Origin of the sequence: Ochrobactrum sp. WV_118_8, assembly GCF_039631535.1 — a bacterium.
In the GTDB taxonomy this organism is placed as follows: domain Bacteria; phylum Pseudomonadota; class Alphaproteobacteria; order Rhizobiales; family Rhizobiaceae; genus Brucella; species Brucella anthropi.
Map to the genome: position 1 here is coordinate 1,420,780 of NZ_JBDIUZ010000002.1, position 14,139 is coordinate 1,434,918.

Below are 14,139 nucleotides of genomic sequence, written 5' to 3' on the forward strand. Positions count from 1 at the left end.
ATGCAGAATAATTCGATTTATGTCGGGCTTTCGTCGCTCATCACGCTGGAACGGCGGATGGATGCCATTGCCCACAATGTCGCCAATGTCTCAACGGTCGGTTTCCGGGGCGAGGGCACCAAGTTCGATACCATCGTTTCGAACAAGGCCAGCGACGATGTGAGTTTCGCTACGGCGGGCAAGAGCTTCATCCGTACCGAAGCAGGCCCTATGATCAAGACCGACAATCCGCTGGACGTTGCAGTCAAGGGCGATGTCTGGATGTCGATCTCGACACCGCAGGGGCAGATTTATACGCGTGACGGGCGCATGAACATGCTGCCGACGGGCGATCTCGTTTCCATCACCGGCCATCCGGTTCTCGATGTCGGCGGTGCCCCCATCGTACTCAATCCCGGCGGCGGCGCACCGAAGATTTCAAGCGACGGCGCAATCTACCAGAACGGAGCACAGATCGGTGCTATCGGTCTTTACACCATTCCGGCGGATGCGGACCTGACCTATGCAGGCACATCCGGCGTGATCCCGAACAAGCCTGCCCAGCCGGTGGCCGACGACAACAGTGTGGGCGTCGTGCAGGGCATGATCGAAGGATCGAATGTTGATGCCATGACGGAGATGACGCGCCTCATCAGCGTCAGCCGTGCGTTTGAGCAGGTCAACAATCTGCTGTCGCAGCAGGAAAGTACTGTCTCTGAAGCCATTAAGACCCTGGGTTCCAGAAACGGATGACGCCTGATCTGCCGCTCTCCCGTCTGGCCGCTTTTGCCCGTCAGCAATCGGTGGCGCCAAAACCGCTCACCGGTATCGGCGGAACGGTGAGCGACGTGTCGCGCTCGGCGATTGCCGTGCGCGGGCTTTCGCGTGATGCGCATTTGGGCGATGCGGTGGCGATCCACGCGCAAGGCGGCCAGAGCCTTGCCGAAATCATCCGGGTGGCTGACACGCAGGTGCTGGTCAAACCCTTCGATGACCGCATCATTCCCTCGCTTGGCGCTGCGGTTTTCGAGGAAGGGCCGATGCGTATTCGCCCGGCACTCGAATGGCGCGGACGCGTCATCAATGCGCTGGGTGAGGCGGTTGACGGGAAGGGCGCTTTGCAGCCCGGTACCCGGCCAATGGCATCCGAGAGCCTTGCACCGGCTGCCTTGCGCCGCGGGCGGGTGGATCGCGGCTTGCGTACAGGCGTCAATGTCATCGACATTTTCACGCCGCTTTGCTTCGGCCAGCGTATCGGCATCTTTGCAGGCTCTGGTGTCGGCAAGTCGACGCTGCTTGCGATGATGACGCGTGCGGCGGATTTCGACACGGTGGTACTGGCTTTGACCGGCGAGCGCGGACGCGAAGTGCGCGAGATGCTGGAAGAGACCATGGCAGGTCACTTGGACAAAACGATAACCGTGGTTGCAACGGGCGATGAAAGCCCGATGATGCGTCGCCTCGCACCGAATACGGCGACGGCCATTGCCGAATATTTTCGCGATCTCGGTCAGAATGTCCTGCTGATCGTTGACTCCGTCACGCGCTTTGCCCATGCGGCGCGTGAAGTGGCGATTGCCGCTGAGGAACCGCCGGTTTCGCGTGGCTATCCGCCAAGCGTCTTCAGCCAGTTGCCACGTCTTCTGGAGCGCGCAGGGCCCGGTATCACGGAAGCGGGCGGCAGCATCACCGGCATCTATTCGGTACTGGTCGATGGCGACGATCACAATGATCCGGTTTCCGACACGATTCGCGGCACGCTGGACGGCCACATCGTGCTTGACCGGGCGATTGCAGCGCAGGGACGCTTTCCGGCGGTCGATATTCCGGGCTCGGTTTCGCGCCTTGCAAAGCACAATTGGACACCGGAACAACGCAAGCTGGTCAGCCAATTGCGGGGCATGGTTGCCCGTTTTGAGGAAACGCGCGACCTGCGTGCCATCGGGGCGTACCAGAAAGGCCATGACGGCCTTCTGGACCAGGCGGTCGATCTTGTGCCGCGCATTTACGACGCCTTGCAGCAATCGCCGGAAACCGGCCTATCGGACGATCCCTATAACGACCTTGCCGCAGCACTGCGCGGCGACAGACAGGCGCAACACGCATGATGACGGGCTTTCGCAAGACAAAGGAAGAGAAACTCCTTGCAGATCTGACGGCGGAGGTCGAGGCCGCTGCACGACAGGAAGGCATGAAGAAGCCGCAGAGCAAGGTGGATCGCTACCTCAAGATCGCGGCCATCACGCTCGCCGCCGGAAGTGCGATGCTGCCTTTCGTCACCTATCTTCAGCGCGTCGATCTGGGTTCGCCCGAGAAGGCCGAGCGCAAGATCATCGATCCGCTGGACCGTTCGGAACAGAAAACGGTGCGTCGTTTTCCGTCCTTCCGACCATCCGAGCAGGTTGCGCCGAATGCCGATGTGGACAACACGATGACAGGCTCGGTCATGTCGAACGGCAAGGGGCTTCCGGGCACCGGCATGGGCAATGGCGGCGATGGAAGCGGGGACGGGCAGGCTTTCCCGAAGCCGGTTTTTGCACTGCGCGAAGTCGTTGGCGGCATGGCGATGATCGAGGATACGTCCGGCTACTGGTTCGTCGAAAAAGGCTCGTTGCTGCCCGATGGCAGTCACCTCGTTTCAATCGGTCGCGGTGCAGGCACCTGGCAGCTCACGACATCGTCGGGCGATGTGATTGAGATGCGGAGGTGAGGGTGAAGGCAATAAGGCCCTCCTGCCCTATCCTCCCGCAAGCTTGACGCAAGTTCCGGCCTTTAAGTTAATCAACTGTAAAGGCGGGAAACTCCATGAGCTCCATTCATCTTTTCGATCTGGCTGCAAGGCAGGCGCAGTGGTTGTCGGTGAGACAAGCCACTGTTGCGGGCAATGTCGCTAATGCGAACACGCCGGATTTCCGGGCGCGGGACGTGCAGCCTTTCGCGGATGTGCTGGACAAGACTCAGCTTACCATGGCTGCCACCAGCCCTCTGCATCTGGAATCCGGGGCCGACGGGATCGCCGGTGCGCGCCTGCGGCCGGACGACATCACCGAGCAGACCCATTCCGGCAATACGGTCGATGTCGAACAGGAAATGATGAAGGCCGGTGAGATCGCCCGCGAATATTCGCTCAACACAAGCATCGTCAAAGCGTTCCATCGCATGATGCTTTCGGTCGCGAAGGGGTAGTTATGTCTTCCGATGCCTTGCAAAGCACATTGAAGATCGCAGCGTCGGGCCTTTCGGCCCAATCGACGCGTCTGCGCATCGTTTCCGAAAACATCGCCAATGCGCAGTCCACCGCCGAGACTGCCGACGCCGATCCCTATCGCCGCAAGACGGTGTCCTTCCGTACCGAGCTGGAACAGGGCACAGGAGCCGCCGAAGTTCGCATTGCCGAAGTCGGCAAGGACACATCGCCCTTTATCGAGCAATACGAGCCGAGCCATCCCGCAGCGGATGAGCGCGGCTATGTCCGTTACCCCAATGTCAACATGGTCGTCGAAATGGCGGACATGCGCGAAGCCAATCGTTCCTATGAAGCCAATTTGCAGGTTGTGAAACAAGCCCGTGAGCTGATCTCCATGACCATCGATCTCTTGAGGAGCACATAATGTACGACTCGATCATGAGCATTTCGGCGCGCAATGCCCTGTCGCGCCTCTCGGAAACCGTAGCCGAAAAGGGCGTGGGTTCCACTTCCGCGCCGCAGGCTGTTCCGGCAGCTCCGGGTGCCTCGTTCGGCGAAGTCCTGTCGCAGATGACGGATTCCGTCGGCCAGAAGCTGCAGACGGCTGAAGCGACGTCCATTCAGGGCATCAAGGGCGATGCGCCGGTGCGCGATGTGGTCAGCTCCGTCATGGAAGCCGAACAGTCGCTTCAGACGGCCATCGCGATCCGCGACAAGATCGTGCAGGCCTATCTCGAAATCAGCCGTATGCCCATCTGATTTGCGGTAGCCAAGGATAAATAAGCCATGAAAGCCCTGACGATCGCCGCCACCGGCATGAACGCCCAGCAGCTCAATCTGGAAGTGATTGCCAACAACATCGCCAATATCAACACAACGGGCTTCAAGCGCGCGCGTGCGGAATTTTCCGATCTTCTTTATCAGTCCGAGCGTACGGCAGGCGTGCCCAATCAGGCTAACCAGTCCATCGTGCCGGAAGGCGCTCTGGTTGGCCTTGGCGTGCAGACGGCAGCGGTGCGCAATCTCCATATGCAGGGCAGTTTCAACCAGACCGGCAATCCATTCGATCTGGCTTTGACCGGCAAGGGCTGGTTTCAGATTCAGAGCCCGACCGGCGAGACGCTTTATGCGCGCGCTGGCGCGTTCAACAAGAATGCCGATGGCCAGCTTGTGACGCTCGATGGCAATCCTGTCGAACCGGCGATCACCATTCCGCCAGACGCCGTTGAAGTGACGGTCACCGATACGGGACAGGTTTTCGCCAAGCTGCAGGATCAGGTCAATCAGGTCGATCTCGGCCAGCTGACCCTCGCTAACTTCACCAATGAAGCGGGTCTGGAGCCGCTCGGCGGCAATCTCTATCGCGAGACGGAAGCATCCGGCGGTCCGCTGGTCGGCGTGCCAGGCGATCCGGGCTACGGCTCGATCAAGCAGGGCTATCTCGAAGCGTCGAATGTCGATCCGGTGAAGGAAATCACCGATCTCATCACGGCGCAGCGTGCCTATGAAATGAACTCCAAGGTTATTCAGGCTGCCGACGAAATGGCGGCAACCGTATCGAAGAACTTGCGCTGACGGTGATGGCGATGGGCTGTGTGAAGGCGATCTTTCAAAAGAAAAGGCTGGTTCTTGCCGGTGGCTTCCTGCTTGCGGCAATGGCTGGCGCAAGTGCGGCAGACCGCATCGCCTTTGTGGTGCCTTCGGCCACCGTCTATCCCGGCCAGATCGTAAGCGATACGGCATTGCTGGAGAAGCAGTTCTTCATCAACGCGCCGGCGGCGACCCAATATGTGCTGTCCCCGGATCAGGCGGCAGGCAAGGTGGCGCGCAAGACGCTGCTCCCCGGCAAGCCGATCCTCGTTTCCGCATTGGGGGAGCCGTCTCTGGTTACACGCGGTGTTCCGGCACCGCTGGTCTTTACCGCCGGTACGCTGACCATAACCGCCATGGGCACACCGCTCGAATCCGGTGCGGCTGGCGATTTCATCAAGGTTCGTAACGTCGACAGCGGCATCATCGTGTCCGGCACTGTGCTGGCCAATGGGCGCATTCAGGTGGGGATGCAGTGAGAAAGACTTGCGCCGCCCAGATTGCTACTTTGTTCGCCGTCCTGGCGCTCGTTTTCCAGCCTGTTGCAGGATTTGCGGACGAGTCGTCGAAGAATGCGCGGGAATTTGGTTCCGCAGTGGATGCCGATGCCGATTGGCTTGGCTCGGGTGGCGATCCGTCGAAAATGACCTATGCCGAACTTGGCCGGGGAAGCGCGGTTGCGCGCCTGAAGGATATCGCCACCATTCAGGGCGTGCGTGAAAACCAGCTTGTGGGCTATGGTCTTGTCATCGGCCTCAAGGGCACCGGGGACAGCCTGCGCAATTCGCCGTTCACCGAACAGTCCATGCGCGCCATGCTGGATAATCTCGGCATCAGCGCGCCGCGCAACTCCACCCGCTCGAAAAACACGGCTGCGGTCATCGTGACAGCGAACCTGCCCGCCTTTGCCGGTGCCGGTTCGCGCATCGATGTGACGGTATCGTCGCTCGGCGATGCGACGTCGCTGCAGGGCGGCACACTGGTCATGACCCAGCTCATGGGTGCCGACAATCAGATTTATGCCGTTGCACAGGGCAACATGATCGTGTCCGGCTTTGCGGCGGAAGGTGAAGCCGCAAGCGTGACGCAGGGTGTGCCGACTTCCGGTCGCATCCCCAATGGCGCGCTGGTCGAACGCGAAGTGGCGGGTAATTTCGGCAAGGAAACCGAAATGATCGTTGAGCTGCGCGATCCTGATTTCACCACTGCCGTGCGCGCTGCCGATACGATCAATGTCTTCGCCAAGCGCCGTTACGGTCGCGGTGTCGCTATTGCGCGCGATGCCAAGACGATCCGCCTGTCGCGTCCGAAGAACGTGCCTGCCGCACGTTTCCTCGCAGAGCTTGAAGGCCTGCCGATCACGACTGACGAAGTGGCGCGTGTGGTGGTTGACGAACGGACTGGAACCGTCGTCATCGGCGAGAAGGTGCGTATCTCCAAAGTAGCGATCAGCCATGGCAGCTTGACGGTTCGTGTAACAGAAACCCCGATGGTCGTTCAGCCAGAGCCGTTCAGCGATGGTGTAACGGCTGTCGAACCGAACACTGATATCGCCGTCAACCAGCAGAACGCCAAGATTGGCATTCTGACCGGCGCAAATCTTGAAAATCTGGTGAAGGGCCTGAACCAGATCGGCGTGAAGCCGACCGGCATCATCGCAATATTGCAAGCTATCAAGACATCCGGCGCGCTTCATGCGGAACTGGTGGTGCAATGACCATGGCTCATAAAATGATCCGGTATGGTTCGGCAGTAGCGCTGCTTCTGGCTGCCTCTGCTCCGGCGTTGGCGCAGCAGGCGACGACGCCCGCTCCAGTACCGGTAGAGGCATCGGCGGCACAGCAGCTTGCTTCTTCGCCGCCGCTTGGCAACCTCGATGAAATCCGCAAGTTCTGCGGCAATATCGACGATCAGGCGGCGGACGCCCGCTATGCGCTGCAGGCCAAGCAATTGACCGAGCTGAAGGCCGATGTCGAGGAACGGATGCGTGCGCTTGAGGAAAAGCGCCGGGAATATGAAATGTGGTTGAAGCGCCGCGACGAGTTTGTCAGCAAGGCGCAGGATTCGCTGGTCGACATCATCTCGAAAATGAAGCCCGATGCAGCGGCGGCGCAGATGGCGCTGATTGGCGACGAAGCGGCGGCAGCCCTGATCCTCAAGCTCAACCCGCGCGTATCCAGTATCATCCTCAATGAAATGCCGCCGGAAAAGGCGGCCAAGCTGGCCCGCGTCATCGTCGGTTCGCAGCGCACGACGACTGCACCGCAGGCTGTGAAGGATCAGTCGGGCAGGGATCAGCGCGCTGCGGCGCAGTCCGGGAATACGGTTCAATGAAAAACAGCATGAACAAAGCAACCCTTGCAGCAGCAGTACTGGTTCTTCTGACCGGTTGTGCCACCAAACCGGAGGAAATTGGTCGGGCACCCGATCTGTCCCCGGTTGCGGCCCATCTTGGTATGCAGAACAATCCGCAGTTCAACGGTTATCCGGCGCGTCCGAGCAAGGCGACCTATTCGCTCTGGGACCAGCGTTCGACCAATTTCTTCAAGGATCCGCGTGCGGCGACGCCGGGTGATGTCCTGACGGTCATCATTTCAATCAACGATCGCGCCAATCTCGATAACAAGACGGATCGCGAGCGTGTGTCGAAGGGCATTTACGGTGCCGGTGGTTCGTTTGCCACGAGCAGCAGCACGGGTGCCGGGGCCGGCGGCGACATGGATGCTTCGCTCAACACCCATTCCGACAGCAAGTCGAAGGGCAAGGGCACCATCGAGCGCAGTGAAGATATCCGCCTGCAGGTTGCGGCCATCGTCACCGATACGCTGCCCAATGGAAACATGATTATCCGCGGGTCTCAGGAAGTGCGCGTCAACAATGAGCTGCGCGTGCTGAATGTCGCCGGTGTCGTGCGTCCGCGCGATATTTCCGGCAATAACACGATTTCCTACGACAAGATTGCCGAGGCCCGCATTTCCTACGGTGGCCGCGGACGTCTGAGCGAGATTCAGCAGCCGCCATACGGCCAGCAGATTCTCGATCAGGTTTCTCCGTTCTAGGGCGCTGAGCATGAGTGACACGACGGCAACGGAAAAAGACGGTAAGGCGAAAGGCTCCCTGACGGGGCTGCTGGCGGCCGTCGCGGTTCTGACCGTCATCGCGGGCGGTGGCGGCTGGTATCTGGGCGGCATGATTTCCGCCGATCAGCTGGCATCGGCCAAACCTTCCGGCAAGGAAGACAAGCCGAAGCAGGGTGATTTCGAGTCACGCTCCATCGGCACTGTCGTGCCCCTGCAGCCGATCATCACCAATCTCGGCATTCCGCAGAATACTTGGGTGCGTCTCGAAGCCTCGCTGGTGGCAAAACCGGGCCATGAAATTCCGGCGGCGGTGGCGGCAAGCGTCGGCGATGATTTCCTGAGCTTCCTGCGCAGTGTCAACCTCATGCAATTGCAGGGCGCGGCCGGGCTTGCCTATTTGCGCTCCGATTTGGAAGAACGCGCACGCCTGCGTTCGGAAGGCGCTGTCGAACGCGTTTTCATTTCGGCACTGGTCGTAGAATGAAAAAACTTCTTGGTCTTGGTGTTCTCCTGACGCTCGCTCTCACCGTTTCCGCACAGGCGCAGCAGCCGCTGACGCTCGACAATCTGCTGCCTGCGGGCAGTGGTGCTGCGAGCGGCCAGATCGTGCAGTTGTTCGGACTTCTGACGGTGCTTTCCATTGCGCCGGGTCTGCTCATCATGGTGACGAGCTTCACGCGTTTTGCCATCGCCTTTTCGCTTTTGCGTTCGGGGCTTGGCCTCCAGACCGCGCCTGCCAGCATGGTGATGATCTCGCTTGCCCTGTTCATGACCTTCTATGTCATGGCGCCCGCCTTCGACCGGGCCTGGAACAATGGCGTGCAGCCCCTGATGCGCAATGAAATCACACAGGAAGCTGCATTCGGTGAAATATCGCAGCCTTTCCGTGAATTCATGATGGGGCAGGTGCGCGACAAGGATCTGCGTCTGTTCGAAGACCTCGCCGATCCGTCTTTCCGCACCGGCGATGATGGCATCGTTGATTTCCGCGTGCTGGTTCCAGCCTTCATGATCTCGGAACTGCGGCGCGGTTTTGAAATCGGCTTCCTGATCGTGCTGCCATTTCTGGTGATCGACCTCGTCGTCGCGACGCTCACCATGTCCATGGGTATGATGATGCTGCCGCCGACGGTGATCTCGCTGCCGTTCAAGATTCTGTTCTTCGTGCTGATCGATGGCTGGAATATTCTGGTCGGAAGCCTCATACGATCCTTCTCCTGACCCATTTTGGTACGCTTCGAACCGTGCCAATCAAGTTTCTGCATCGGAATCCGCGAATCCGTTAAATTTCGACTGAATAAATTAGCCTTTATTTAATGTTTGGGTTCTAACTGTCGGCTCATGGTGGGTTTCCGCGCGTTACGCGGCAACAGGCATGATGCCGCTCCACCATGCCGGTAATCCAAAACCCGGCCTGTCCCTCAGATTGTTTTTCCCAAGGGGCAAAAAACTATGGCTAGCATTCTTACAAATTCGTCGGCTCTGACCGCTCTCCAGACGCTTTCCTCGACCAACAAGGCACTGGAATCGACCCAGAACCGTATCTCGACCGGCCTCCGCATTTCGGAAGCTTCGGACAATGCTTCGTACTGGTCCATCGCGACGTCGATGAAGTCCGACAACAAGGCCAACTCGGCTGTTCAGGACGCTCTCGGCCTCGGCGCAGGCAAGGTCGATACCGCTTATTCCGCGATCAACAAGATCCGTGAATCGGTTGACGACATCAAGACCAAGCTTGTTTCGGCTCTGGGTGCGAGCACGGAAGACAAGACCAAGATCGAAACTGAAATCAAGTCGATCGTTTCCAACATCAACTCTGCTCTCAGCAATGCCAATTACGCTGGTTCCAACCTGCTGAACGGCCCGACCGCCGATCTCGACGTTGTTGCTTCGTACAATCGTTCTGGTGCTACCGTCACGGTTGACAAGATCACCGTTGCCGCTGCCGACACCGATGCGAAGACCATGGTTACTGACATCGTTGCAGCAACCTTCTTCACTTCCGGCTCGGACGACGCTGCTATCGGCACGGCTCTGAACACGGTTGAAACCGCTCTTGCTTCGCTGGCTACCGGCGCAGCGACCCTCGGTGCAGCCAAGTCGCAGATCGACAGCCAGAAGAGCTTCCTGTCGGGTCTTCAGGACTCCATCGAAAAGGGCGTTGGCACGCTCGTTGACGCTGACATGAACAAGGAATCGGCACGTCTGTCGGCTCTGCAGGTTCAGCAGCAGCTCGGCGTTCAGGCTCTGTCGATTGCCAACTCTTCGAACCAGTCGATCCTGTCGCTGTTCCGCGGCTAATCATAACTGAGTAGACAGCAAGGGCGCCGGGTTGCCGGCGCTCGCGAGTTCTCAGGTAAATCAGGGGTTCGCATCCGAACCGACCTGATCGGATCGGATGTCTTTGGGCGGAAAACGGGGCGCGGGATTTATTCCGCGCCCCAATTCTTTGCGCTCATTTCTGTATTAAAGCGTGTCGCGTTTTATCGTACTCTTACGACCCGCTTTAAACTTTTGTTTTTATGCATGTCTTTATCCCATCGTAGCGGGACCAGAAATCAGTCCAGTGGACTGAGTCCCCCGCGAAGGCGGTTCCCACTTTTGGGAGACATGCATTAGAAAGCGCTTGCTTCATCAGCCGCCACTTTCGCGCAAGCTTCGCGGGCTAGTTTGCATCCATCATTATGGCGGTGGTGTGGATGCAGCAGAATTTCCAGCAATTGATCGAACAGCTCAAGGGTACGCTCGGCAAGCTCGGCGCGCGAAAACTCATCGCGCTCGGACTGGTGGGCGCGGCACTCATGGGCGCGATCCTCTATACGAGCATCTATCTGAGCCGCCCATCCCACGAGACGCTCTATGTCGGCCTTTCGCGTGACGACGTGAACCGCATGGGTCTTGCGCTCGGTGAAGCAGGCATTCCTTTCGACGTGAAGGCTGACGGCTCGTCCATCCTCGTGCCCATCGGCAAGGCTGAAAATGCCCGCATGTATCTGGCTGAAAAGGGCCTGCCGACCTCGAACAATGCCGGTTACGAGCTGTTCGACAATATGGGTTCGCTCGGCCTCACCTCGTTCATGCAGGAAATCACCCGCGTGCGTGCGCTTGAAGGCGAAATCGCCCGCACCATCCAGGCCATTCGTGGTGTGAAAGCCGCGCGCGTTCACATAGTCATGGCAGAAAAAGGCTCGTTCCGTCGTGGCGACCAGAAGCCGTCCGCCTCGGTCGTCATCCGCGCCGAAGGCGGCTTTGCTGCCGAATCCGCACAGTCCATCCGCCAACTGGTCGCCGCTGCCGTCCCGTCGCTTGATGCTTCCGCCGTCACTGTTCTCGACACCAACGGCCGTCTGCTGGCATCGGCAGGCGAAGCTGCCAATGGCGCAGCCCTCATGACCGCCTCGCTGGAACAGCAGGTTGCAGGCAATGTGGATGACAGCATCCGCAAGGCGCTTGCGCCCTATCTCGGCATTGGCCATTTCCAGACGAGCGTTCAGGCCGTGCTCGATACGGACCGCCGCCAGATCAACGAGACGACCTACGATCCTGAATCCCGCGTCGAGCGTTCCGTACGTGTTGTCCGTGAAAGCGGCGATTCCCGCAACAATCGTAACGACAATGCAACCGGTGTGGAACAGAACATTCCGCAGGAAGAAATCCAGAACCGCAACGGCGAAAGCTCGACGGAAAAGACCGACCGCCGCGAGGAGCTGACCAATTACGAAATGAACAGCAAGACGGTCTCCACCGTCAGCGACGGCTATGCCGTCAAGCGGCTGTCCATTGCCGTGGTCATCGATCAGGCGCGCCTTCTGGAAACTGCGGGTACCACGCCGCCGCCTGCCAATTTCGTCGATCAGCAGATCACCAAGATCCGCGACCTCGTTGCAACGGCTGCCGGTCTGAATGCGGATCGCGGTGACGTCATCAATGTGACGGCGGTGAACTTCCTTGATCCTGCCGGTGCCGATATGGAGCCGGTCTCCACGCCGTGGACCGATACTGTGCTTCGCCAGAGCGGCTCCTATGTCAATGCGCTTGCAATCCTCGCCGCCGTTGGTCTCCTGATCTGGTTCGGTCTGCGTCCGCTGCTGCGTGACCAGAATGCCAAGCCAACCGGCACGGAAGTGGCAGTCCGCGAGACGAGTGAAGTGGCAATGCCGAATTTCGTCGGCGGTCAGGCGGCTGGTGAAGGCGTGCAGGCTGTCATCGGTGGGCCGGAGGCCTATGCCGATCAGATGAAGACCAGCCTCAGCGATCTTCGCCAGCGCATGCGCATGCCTGCCAAGCTACGTCTGGAGCAGATGATCGACATGGATGAGGAGCGCGTCGCCTCCATTCTCAAGCAGTGGATTCACGAAACCGCCGCGAGCCGCGAAGCCCAACCATTGAGGGAATCGGCCGTAAAGGCTTCGGCCATGCCGGAGCTTGAGGCGGCCTGACGATGAGCGCGCTTTCCCTCAGCCGTTATCTTCCCGACTTTTCGACCCATCATATCGAGGATGAGGCGATCGAGATCATTGCTGCGCCTGCGCCGCAGATGCCGCTGAAAGACACACCCCCGCCGCAGGCAGGCGGCGATGGAGCGAAGCGTCCCGTTTCGGCTGAGAAAGCCGCCGCTGCCGAGCAGGCCGAAGTCGCCGCCATCATCGCCATCGAGGAAGAAAAGCGCCTGGCATTCGAAGCAGGGCGTGAGGACGGCCACCGGGAAGCTCAGGCGCTTTACGAAGCTGAAAAGACGCGGCTTCTGCGCGAACATGAGACCGAGATCGAGACATTGCGCGCTGCATTTTCGCGTGAGCAGGCCTTGCTCTTGGCGGGTAGTCTGACCGAAGCGCTGACCGCGCTTGAACGAAACTTTTCCGGTCAGATCGCCGAAATCCTGATGCCTTTTCTGGCGGAAAAGATGGAGCGTGAGGCGGTCGCGGAATTTGCGCGGCGCATTGCGGCGCTGGCGCTCGATGGCGAAGCACCGGAAATCTCCGGTCCGGCGCGACTGATTGCTCCGCTTCGCGATCATGCGGCCCTGTTGCCGCATGGTTGCCGGTTTTCAGAAACCGGGGCGGAAGAACTTTCCTTTTCCTTTGGCGACCGGAAGCTTGAAACGCGCATCGCGCCGCTTCTTGAAGAATTGAAGGCTGCGGTTCAATGAGCATCGATCCCGAAACCAAACGTGAGATCATCATTGTTCGCCGGGGCGGGCACGACGATCATGACAGCCATCATGGTGGCGTATGGAAGATCGCCTATGCCGACTTCATGACTGCAATGATGGCCTTCTTCCTCGTCATGTGGCTCATCAATGCCGCCAATGAGGAAACCAAGGCAGCGGTTGCCAGCTATTTCAACCCCGTCAAGCTGATGGACCGGCATTCAAGCTCCAAGGGCGTGCAGGACGTCGAGGAAAAAGACGGCAAGGTTCGCTATGAGAGCGACCAGAAGATCGAAAACAGCACGAAGGTCATCAACGATACGACGGTTGCGCTGCCAAGCGACCAGGAAGAGCGCCAGCTTTTCCGCGAACCCTATGCGGTCCTCTCGGAACTGGCTCATGAAACCGGTGTTCTGCAGAACCAGTCGGCCAAGGGCGATGGCGGTACCTCGCAATCCGGTCCGGCAACGGGTGCCGAAGGCGGTGAAGCCTATCGCGATCCGTTCAGCCCGGATTACTGGTCGAGCAAGGCTGTCGATGACCTGACCCCGCCCGATGCTGCGCCTGCCGCACCACCCAAGTCGGAAACAGCACAGCCGAAGCCGGAGGAAGCTGCAAAGCCTGCAGAAACGCAGGAGCAGCTCATTGCCGACCTGAAGAAGGCAGCTGAGGGCGAAGCCGCGAAAGACGGGATTGAGGCGAAGAAGGCCGAGCCAATGCCGGATGTGACGGTCGTTCCGGTCGATGGCGGTGTGATGATCCAGCTCACCGACAAGATCGATTATGGCATGTTCACCATCGGCTCGGCCAAGCCGGATGCGCGGGTGGTGCAGATGCTGGAGCGTATAGCGCAGGTGATTTCCCGCCAGCCGGGTGAAGTCATCATCAGTGGGCATACGGATGCGCGACCGTTCAAGAGCGCGACCTATGATAACTGGCGTCTGTCTTCGGCGCGGGCGCAGATGGCTTATTACATGCTGGTTCGCGGCGGGCTCGATGAAAAGCGTGTGCTGCGCGTTGAAGGCTATGCAGACCGCCAGCCCAAGAACGCCAGCGATCCGAATGCGGCTGAAAACCGCCGCATCGATATTTTCCTGAAATCCGCTCCATGATGCAGCTCGCCATGCGCTCTTTGCTGGCATGTGTTGCAGGCT

The 14,139-nt window shown here is 59.4% G+C and carries 17 protein-coding genes; all 17 read left to right on the top strand.

Annotation, left to right across the window (positions count from 1 at the left end; translation table 11 throughout):
- The 17 genes from flgF (at nucleotide 1) to ABDF71_RS20715 (ending at nucleotide 14,097) form a co-directional block, all read left to right on the top strand.
- Nucleotides 1-732 carry a flagellar basal-body rod protein FlgF gene (flgF, locus tag ABDF71_RS20635; RefSeq protein ID WP_010660724.1) on the top strand — a complete coding sequence of 244 codons (732 nt, stop codon included), beginning with the start codon at nucleotides 1-3 and terminating at the stop codon, nucleotides 730-732.
- Complete coding sequence (fliI, locus tag ABDF71_RS20640) at nucleotides 729-2,087, top strand: flagellar protein export ATPase FliI (RefSeq protein WP_012093518.1); 1,359 nt, start codon at nucleotides 729-731, stop codon at nucleotides 2,085-2,087. Before flgF ends, fliI begins: the two co-directional genes overlap by 4 nt.
- Complete coding sequence (locus ABDF71_RS20645; protein ID WP_012093517.1) at nucleotides 2,084-2,689, top strand: hypothetical protein; 606 nt, start codon at nucleotides 2,084-2,086, stop codon at nucleotides 2,687-2,689. The genes fliI and ABDF71_RS20645 overlap by 4 nt, the downstream gene beginning before the upstream one ends.
- Before the next feature lie 95 nt (nucleotides 2,690-2,784).
- Nucleotides 2,785-3,165 (top strand): flagellar basal body rod protein FlgB, encoded by a 381-nt coding sequence (flgB, locus tag ABDF71_RS20650; protein ID WP_010660727.1) that lies wholly within the window; start codon nucleotides 2,785-2,787, stop codon nucleotides 3,163-3,165.
- A 2-nt stretch (nucleotides 3,166-3,167) separates the two neighbouring features.
- Complete coding sequence (gene flgC, locus ABDF71_RS20655) at nucleotides 3,168-3,590, top strand: flagellar basal body rod protein FlgC (RefSeq protein WP_012093515.1); 423 nt, start codon at nucleotides 3,168-3,170, stop codon at nucleotides 3,588-3,590.
- Nucleotides 3,590-3,925: a flagellar hook-basal body complex protein FliE gene (fliE, locus tag ABDF71_RS20660; RefSeq protein ID WP_010660729.1), complete on the top strand. Its 336-nt coding sequence runs from the start codon at nucleotides 3,590-3,592 to the stop codon at nucleotides 3,923-3,925. The genes flgC and fliE overlap by 1 nt, the downstream gene beginning before the upstream one ends.
- 27 nt (nucleotides 3,926-3,952) lie before the next feature.
- A complete protein-coding gene (gene flgG, locus ABDF71_RS20665; RefSeq protein WP_012093514.1) occupies nucleotides 3,953-4,741 on the top strand; it encodes a flagellar basal-body rod protein FlgG in 789 nt (262 codons plus the stop codon).
- Between the two features lie 11 nt (nucleotides 4,742-4,752).
- Complete coding sequence (gene flgA / locus ABDF71_RS20670; RefSeq protein ID WP_010660731.1) at nucleotides 4,753-5,235, top strand: flagellar basal body P-ring formation chaperone FlgA; 483 nt, start codon at nucleotides 4,753-4,755, stop codon at nucleotides 5,233-5,235.
- The gene (locus tag ABDF71_RS20675) at nucleotides 5,232-6,473 is read left to right on the top strand and encodes a flagellar basal body P-ring protein FlgI (protein WP_258125033.1); all 1,242 of its coding nucleotides are present in this window, start codon (nucleotides 5,232-5,234) and stop codon (nucleotides 6,471-6,473) included. Before flgA ends, ABDF71_RS20675 begins: the two co-directional genes overlap by 4 nt.
- Nucleotides 6,470-7,090, top strand: a complete 621-nt coding sequence (locus ABDF71_RS20680; protein ID WP_258125034.1) for a MotE family protein — start codon at nucleotides 6,470-6,472, stop codon at nucleotides 7,088-7,090. Before ABDF71_RS20675 ends, ABDF71_RS20680 begins: the two co-directional genes overlap by 4 nt.
- On the top strand, nucleotides 7,087-7,815 hold the full coding sequence (flgH, locus tag ABDF71_RS20685) for a flagellar basal body L-ring protein FlgH (protein WP_029929839.1): 729 nt from the start codon (nucleotides 7,087-7,089) through the stop codon (nucleotides 7,813-7,815). Before ABDF71_RS20680 ends, flgH begins: the two co-directional genes overlap by 4 nt.
- 10 nt (nucleotides 7,816-7,825) lie before the next feature.
- Complete coding sequence (locus tag ABDF71_RS20690) at nucleotides 7,826-8,320, top strand: flagellar basal body-associated FliL family protein (RefSeq protein ID WP_010660735.1); 495 nt, start codon at nucleotides 7,826-7,828, stop codon at nucleotides 8,318-8,320.
- Nucleotides 8,317-9,057, top strand: a complete 741-nt coding sequence (gene fliP / locus ABDF71_RS20695; protein WP_010660736.1) for a flagellar type III secretion system pore protein FliP — start codon at nucleotides 8,317-8,319, stop codon at nucleotides 9,055-9,057. The genes ABDF71_RS20690 and fliP overlap by 4 nt, the downstream gene beginning before the upstream one ends.
- 231 nt (nucleotides 9,058-9,288) lie before the next feature.
- On the top strand, nucleotides 9,289-10,137 hold the full coding sequence (locus tag ABDF71_RS20700) for a flagellin N-terminal helical domain-containing protein (protein WP_258125035.1): 849 nt from the start codon (nucleotides 9,289-9,291) through the stop codon (nucleotides 10,135-10,137).
- 383 nt (nucleotides 10,138-10,520) lie between these two features.
- Complete coding sequence (fliF, locus tag ABDF71_RS20705; RefSeq protein WP_500061711.1) at nucleotides 10,521-12,275, top strand: flagellar basal-body MS-ring/collar protein FliF; 1,755 nt, start codon at nucleotides 10,521-10,523, stop codon at nucleotides 12,273-12,275.
- 2 nt (nucleotides 12,276-12,277) lie between these two features.
- On the top strand, nucleotides 12,278-12,985 hold the full coding sequence (locus ABDF71_RS20710; protein ID WP_151576791.1) for a hypothetical protein: 708 nt from the start codon (nucleotides 12,278-12,280) through the stop codon (nucleotides 12,983-12,985).
- Nucleotides 12,982-14,097 carry a MotB family protein gene (locus ABDF71_RS20715; RefSeq protein ID WP_258125036.1) on the top strand — a complete coding sequence of 372 codons (1,116 nt, stop codon included), beginning with the start codon at nucleotides 12,982-12,984 and terminating at the stop codon, nucleotides 14,095-14,097. Before ABDF71_RS20710 ends, ABDF71_RS20715 begins: the two co-directional genes overlap by 4 nt.
- Nucleotides 14,098-14,139: the final 42 nt, after the last annotated feature.

Coding starts and splice junctions, on each gene's coding strand:
- flgB (WP_010660727.1), top strand. CDS start 2,785: ATGAGCTCCATTCATCTTTTCGATCTGGCTGCAAGGCAGGCGCAGTGG.
- ABDF71_RS20710 (WP_151576791.1), top strand. CDS start 12,278: ATGAGCGCGCTTTCCCTCAGCCGTTATCTTCCCGACTTTTCGACCCAT.
- ABDF71_RS20680 (WP_258125034.1), top strand. CDS start 6,470: ATGACCATGGCTCATAAAATGATCCGGTATGGTTCGGCAGTAGCGCTG.
- ABDF71_RS20700 (WP_258125035.1), top strand. CDS start 9,289: ATGGCTAGCATTCTTACAAATTCGTCGGCTCTGACCGCTCTCCAGACG.
- fliP (WP_010660736.1), top strand. CDS start 8,317: ATGAAAAAACTTCTTGGTCTTGGTGTTCTCCTGACGCTCGCTCTCACC.
- flgF (WP_010660724.1), top strand. CDS start 1: ATGCAGAATAATTCGATTTATGTCGGGCTTTCGTCGCTCATCACGCTG.
- flgC (WP_012093515.1), top strand. CDS start 3,168: ATGTCTTCCGATGCCTTGCAAAGCACATTGAAGATCGCAGCGTCGGGC.
- fliF (WP_500061711.1), top strand. CDS start 10,521: ATGGCGGTGGTGTGGATGCAGCAGAATTTCCAGCAATTGATCGAACAG.
- fliI (WP_012093518.1), top strand. CDS start 729: ATGACGCCTGATCTGCCGCTCTCCCGTCTGGCCGCTTTTGCCCGTCAG.
- flgG (WP_012093514.1), top strand. CDS start 3,953: ATGAAAGCCCTGACGATCGCCGCCACCGGCATGAACGCCCAGCAGCTC.
- ABDF71_RS20645 (WP_012093517.1), top strand. CDS start 2,084: ATGATGACGGGCTTTCGCAAGACAAAGGAAGAGAAACTCCTTGCAGAT.
- ABDF71_RS20715 (WP_258125036.1), top strand. CDS start 12,982: ATGAGCATCGATCCCGAAACCAAACGTGAGATCATCATTGTTCGCCGG.
- fliE (WP_010660729.1), top strand. CDS start 3,590: ATGTACGACTCGATCATGAGCATTTCGGCGCGCAATGCCCTGTCGCGC.
- ABDF71_RS20690 (WP_010660735.1), top strand. CDS start 7,826: ATGAGTGACACGACGGCAACGGAAAAAGACGGTAAGGCGAAAGGCTCC.
- flgA (WP_010660731.1), top strand. CDS start 4,753: ATGGGCTGTGTGAAGGCGATCTTTCAAAAGAAAAGGCTGGTTCTTGCC.
- flgH (WP_029929839.1), top strand. CDS start 7,087: ATGAAAAACAGCATGAACAAAGCAACCCTTGCAGCAGCAGTACTGGTT.